This window comes from Polaromonas sp. P3_C2, from assembly GCF_056402675.1.
On record NZ_JBFUGX010000278.1, the window covers coordinates 1 to 5,426 of the forward strand.

General features: G+C 61.3%; 6 protein-coding genes. 5 read left to right on the top strand and 1 reads right to left on the bottom strand.

Annotated features, from left to right (window positions below; all coding sequences use genetic code 11):
• The first annotated feature begins 139 nt into the window (after window positions 1-139).
• Together AC1DWI_RS12815 and AC1DWI_RS12820 are read left to right on the top strand one after the other, a co-directional pair.
• Window positions 140-586 carry a type II toxin-antitoxin system RatA family toxin gene (locus tag AC1DWI_RS12815; protein WP_457282773.1) on the top strand — a complete coding sequence of 149 codons (447 nt, stop codon included), beginning with the start codon at window positions 140-142 and terminating at the stop codon, window positions 584-586.
• Window positions 573-932, top strand: a complete 360-nt coding sequence (locus tag AC1DWI_RS12820; protein ID WP_477671645.1) for an RnfH family protein — start codon at window positions 573-575, stop codon at window positions 930-932. The genes AC1DWI_RS12815 and AC1DWI_RS12820 overlap by 14 nt, the downstream gene beginning before the upstream one ends.
• A gap of 45 nt (window positions 933-977) precedes the next feature.
• Here the strand turns inward: AC1DWI_RS12820 and AC1DWI_RS12825 are convergent, their stop codons facing one another.
• Complete coding sequence (locus tag AC1DWI_RS12825; protein WP_477671644.1) at window positions 978-1,517, bottom strand: DUF4124 domain-containing protein; 540 nt, start codon at window positions 1,515-1,517, stop codon at window positions 978-980.
• Between the two features lie 166 nt (window positions 1,518-1,683).
• On the opposite strand from AC1DWI_RS12825, the gene guaB reads away from it, so the two are divergent.
• The 3 genes from guaB to AC1DWI_RS12840 form a co-directional block, all read left to right on the top strand.
• The gene (gene guaB, locus AC1DWI_RS12830; RefSeq protein ID WP_477724958.1) at window positions 1,684-3,153 is read left to right on the top strand and encodes an IMP dehydrogenase; all 1,470 of its coding nucleotides are present in this window, start codon (window positions 1,684-1,686) and stop codon (window positions 3,151-3,153) included.
• A gap of 71 nt (window positions 3,154-3,224) precedes the next feature.
• Complete coding sequence (guaA, locus tag AC1DWI_RS12835) at window positions 3,225-4,844, top strand: glutamine-hydrolyzing GMP synthase (protein WP_477671643.1); 1,620 nt, start codon at window positions 3,225-3,227, stop codon at window positions 4,842-4,844.
• A gap of 20 nt (window positions 4,845-4,864) precedes the next feature.
• Window positions 4,865-5,426, top strand: a 562-nt coding sequence (locus AC1DWI_RS12840; protein WP_477724959.1) for a 2'-5' RNA ligase family protein, incomplete at its 3' end; no start/stop codon positions are given.

A 5,426-nucleotide genomic window follows, 5' to 3' on the forward strand; every position in this document is an offset into this window, starting at 1 on the left:
GAGATTGGCAGAGGGCGTTGCGGCCGTTTTTTTGGAGGAGGATGCTTCTTTGGTGGCCATGGATAAAAGGTAAGGGCGAAATCTGAAAAGTACAGAGCCCGCGAAGTGGCTAATACAATTGCGCCCAGCCCTCGATTGTATGAAAACCGTTCACAAGTCCGTTTTAATCTGGTACAGCGCCGCCGAAATGTTTGGGCTGGTCACTGATGTCGCAAGGTATCCCGAGTTTCTCCCTTGGTGTGACCAGGCCGCTGTGCTGGAGGAAGATGCGCGCGGCATGACAGCGAAGGTCGGCATCTCGTTGGCCGGGCTGACGCAAAGCTTCACTACCCGCAATACACACGAAAAAAACCGGAAAGTCAGCCTGAAACTGGTCGATGGCCCGTTTTCAAAGCTCGACGGCCACTGGGATTTCACGCCTGTCGGCAAGGCCGATGAAAGAGCCTGCAAGGTGGACTTCACGCTGCGTTATGACTTTGACAACGCCGCGCTGGCGGCACTGGTCGGTCCCGTTTTCGAAAAAATAGCGGGAAGCCTGGTGGATGCCTTTGTCAAAAGGGCTGAAGACGTCTATGGCGAAGCCTGAGGGCGGCGCGCCGCTCAAAGTCACCTTGGTCTATTCAGCGGCGCCGCGGCAGGTTCGCGAGTGGGCGCTGGAGCTGGCAGCGGGCACAACGGTGGCGCAGGCGCTTGCTGCGGCCGGGGTTTTGGATGAATTCCCGGAGTTGCAGCAGGGCGGCCGCCCGGTCGTCGGTATCTGGGGCCGTAAAACCACCTTGGGGCATGCGCTGCATGACCATGACAGGGTTGAGGTCTACCGCGGTCTTCGGGTGGATCCAAAGGTTGCGCGCCGCGAACGTTTCAGCCGGCAGGGCGCCAAAAGCGCGGGGCTGTTCGCTAAAAAAAGAGCGGGGGCGAAAGCCGGATACTAGCCGTGGCCGCCAGCGATGTTTGGCGAACACCGCAGAAGCTGTTTGTTATTTGCAGCTGCTATCAATGGCTTCCTGGACGCGCTTGACTTCGGCTGCGCGCTTCGTATCGTCCATACCTTCCCGTTCACCTTTGCCATTGACGGCAGTGATGCGTACGCCCGATTGCAATGTCGCCATGTTGCGCTTTGCATTGTCACAATTTTCGGCCTTGGCTTTGGCTATTTTCTCTTCTTCGGCCTTCTTCTTGGCGGCTTCTTCTGTCTCAGCCTGCTTCTTCTTGGCCTCAAGGTCCTTGTCCTTGCCGGACAACAGTCTGGGCGCGCTGGCTTTACCTGCTGGCGCAGACGCTGCCGGGGCAGCCGGATCGGCTGCGCTGGGAGCGGGATCAGCGGCTGCTGCCGTTCGCGCCATGCCACCTGGTCGCTTCAGGATGTTTTTTTCCAGAATGTCGGCGGGCGGCGAACGGTCGCTATAGACCTTGCGCCCGTCTTTATCGATCCACTGCCATTGGGCGAACGCTGTCAGCGAAAATGACCCGCAGGCGAGCGCCAGCAGGAGGGGGCGAAAAACGGATTGGAAGTGCATTTCGTGAGTGTAGCGCTGTGCTGTCCGGTTTTCGTGTGGCCGGCGGGTAAAGCGGCTTTTTTACAACCACTTGGCAGACAGGGACGAAGGCTGTGAAGGGCTGCTAGGGGTAAGTACCGACGGCGTGTGACGACAAGGGTACAATCGTATTTTTGGAGCCATCCCTATGCGCCTACTCGGCAAAGCGCTCACCTTCGACGACGTATTGTTGGTGCCAGCGTTCTCCCAGGTCCTGCCCAAGGACACTTCACTTTCCACCCAGTTCTCCCGAAATATCCGCCTGAACCTGCCGCTTGTGTCGGCAGCCATGGACACGGTCACCGAAGCCCGGCTGGCCATTGCCATTGCGCAGGAAGGCGGCATCGGCATTGTTCACAAAAACCTGACGCCCCAGCAGCAGGCAGCCGAGGTTGCAAAGGTCAAGCGTTACGAAAGCGGCGTGCTGCGCGACCCGGTGGTCATCACCCCCACGCATACCGTGCGCCAGGTCATGGCGCTCAGCGAGCAACTCGGCATTTCCGGCTTTCCCGTGATTGATGGGGGCAAGGTCGTCGGCATCGTCACCGGGCGCGACATGCGCTTCGAATCCCGCATGGATGTGCCGGTCAGCACCATCATGACACCGCGCGAGCGCCTGATCACCATTTCTGAAACCGCTTCATTGGCCGACGCCAAGGCCTTGTTGAACAAACACCGCCTCGAACGTGTGCTGCTGATTAACGACGATTTCGAGCTCAAGGGCCTGATCACCGTCAAGGACATCACCAAACAGACCACCTTTCCGAATGCCGCGCGTGACTTGCACGGCAAGCTGCGCGTGGGTGCCGCTGTCGGGGTGGGTGAGGGCACCGAAGAACGCGTCGAGGCGCTGGTCAAAGCCGGCGTCGACGCCATTGTGGTGGACACCGCCCACGGCCACAGCAAAGGCGTGCTCGACCGGGTGCGCTGGGTCAAGCAGAACTATCCCCAAGTTGATGTGATTGGCGGCAACATCGCCACCGGCGCCGCGGCACTGGCGCTGGTGGAAGCCGGCGCTGACGGCGTCAAGGTCGGCATCGGCCCCGGCAGCATTTGCACCACCCGCATCGTTGCTGGTGTGGGCGTGCCGCAGATCATGGCCATCGACAACGTCGCCACGGCTTTGCGCGGCACSGGCGTTCCGCTGATCGGCGACGGCGGCRTSCGCTAYWSSGGCGACATCGCCAAGGCCATCGCGGCCGGCGCCARCACSGTGATGATGGGCGGCATGTTCGCCGGCACYGAAGAAGCCCCGGGTGAAGTGATCCTGTTCCAGGGCCGCAGCTACAASAGCTACCGCGGCATGGGCAGCATAGGCGCCATGCAGCAAGGCAGCGCCGACCGCTACTTCCAGGAGTCAAGCACCGGCAACCCGAACGCCGACAAKCTGGTCCCCGAAGGCATTGAAGGCCGCGTCCCCTACAAAGGCTCCATGGTCGCCATCGTGTTCCAGATGGCCGGCGGCCTGCGGGCCAGCATGGGCTACTGCGGTTGTCCCACCATCGAGGACATGCGTGACAAGGCCGAGTTCGTGGAAATCACTTCTGCAGGCATCCGTGAAAGCCATGTCCACGACGTGCAGATTACCAAGGAAGCGCCGAACTACCGGGCTGATTGAGCCTGAAAGCGGCCTGAGGCGTCTGATGAACCAGACGCCTTTTTCTTTTTTTGCCTTGGAGTAACACCCTCATGCAGCACCAGAAAATACTCATTCTTGATTTCGGCTCCCAGGTCACCCAGCTGATTGCCCGCCGCGTGCGCGATGCTCACGTGTTCTGCGAAGTCCACCCCTGCGACGTCAGCGATGACTGGGTCCGCGAATACGCCAAAGATGGCACGCTCAAGGGCATCATCCTGTCAGGCAGCCATGCCAGCATTTACGAAGAAACCACCGATAAGGCACCGCAAGCGGTGTTTGAGTTGGGCTTGCCGGTGCTGGGCATCTGCTACGGCATGCAAGCCATGGCGCACCAGTTGGGCGGTAAGGTCGAAGGCGGCCACAAGCGCGAATTCGGCTCCGCCGACGTGCGCGCCCGCGGCCACACGGCGCTGCTCAAAGACATTGCCGACTACACCACGCCCGAAGGCCAGGGCATGCTCGATGTCTGGATGAGCCACGGCGACAAGGTCACTGAAATGCCGCCGGGCTTCAAGCTCATGGCCTCCACCGATTCCTGCCCCATTGCGGGCATGGCCGATGAAGACCGCCGTTTCTACGCGGTGCAGTTCCACCCCGAAGTCACCCACACCAAGCAGGGCAACGCCATCCTCAAGCGCTTCGTGCTCGATATTTGCGGTACCCGCCAGGACTGGGTCATGGGCGATTACATCAGCGAGGCGGTCGAGAAAATTCGCGCGCAAGTGGGCGACGAAGAGGTCATTCTGGGCCTCTCCGGTGGTGTTGACTCCTCAGTGGCTGCGGCGCTGATCCACCGCGCTATCGGCGACCAGCTGACCTGCGTGTTCGTCGACCATGGCCTGCTTCGCCTGAACGAGGGCGACATGGTCATGGAGATGTTTGTCGGCAAGCTGCACGCCAACGTGATCCGTGTCGATGCAAGCGACCAGTTCCTCGGCCACCTGGCAGGCGTCAGCGAACCCGAAGCCAAGCGCAAGATCATCGGCCGCGAGTTCGTTGAGGTGTTCAAGGCCGAAGCGGCCCGACTCAAGGCCGGCACCGGCGGCCACAAGGGCGCCAAATGGCTGGCCCAGGGCACGATTTACCCCGACGTGATCGAATCCGGCGGCGCCAAAAGCAAAAAAGCCGTCACCATCAAGAGCCATCACAACGTCGGCGGCCTGCCTGAGCAACTGGGTCTCAAGCTGCTCGAACCTTTGCGCGAGTTGTTCAAGGACGAAGTCCGCGAGCTGGGCGTCGCGCTTGGGTTGCCGCACGACATGGTGTACCGCCATCCGTTTCCCGGCCCCGGCTTGGGCGTGCGCATCCTGGGCGAAGTCAAGAAAGAATATGCAGACCTGCTGCGCCGTGCCGACGCAATCTTCATCGAAGAGCTGCGCAACTTCAAGGATGCCGCGACGGGTAAAACCTGGTACGACCTCACCAGCCAGGCCTTCACCGTCTTCCTGCCAGTCAAAAGCGTGGGCGTGATGGGCGACGGCCGGACTTACGACTACGTGGTGGCCCTGCGCGCGGTGCAAACCAGCGACTTCATGACGGCCGACTGGGCCGAGTTGCCCTACGCGTTGCTCAAAAAGGTCTCGGGCCGCATCATCAACGAAGTGCGGGGCATCAACCGCGTGACCTATGACGTCAGCAGCAAGCCGCCAGCGACGATTGAGTGGGAATGACTGGAGTGGAGGCCTGAGCCATGCCCGGGCAATCCGCATTACCCGGCTTTGACGATGCGCCGGCACCGACGGACCGGCTGTTTTTCGCGCTCTTTCCTGATGCTGAGACCGCTGAGCGCATTGCGCAGTGTGCCCGGCAATTGCGCACAGAACACGGTCTGCATGGAACGCCGCTGAAAACCGAACGTTTTCACATCACGCTGCATCATCTGGGCGATTACGTCGGCCTGCCCCAGGGGGTCGTCGAGATGGCAAGCCGGGCCGCTGCAGCGGTCAAGGCGGCACCGTTTTCTGTCACCTTTAACCGGGCCACGAGTTTCGCCAGTTCTCCGCGCAACCGGCCTTTTGTCCTGCGCGGTGACGCCGGCCTTGCCGACCTGATGGCGTTCCAGCGGGCGCTGGGCATTGAGATGACCAAGGCTGGGCTGGGGCGCTGGGCGAAACCGGCCTACACGCCCCATGTCACCTTGCTCTATGACGACCGCGCGGTGGCCGAACAAGCGGTTGAGCCCATCACCTGGACGGCCGGCGAGTTTGTCCTTGTGCGCAGCCTGATCGGCCAGACGCTGCACGTTCCACTGG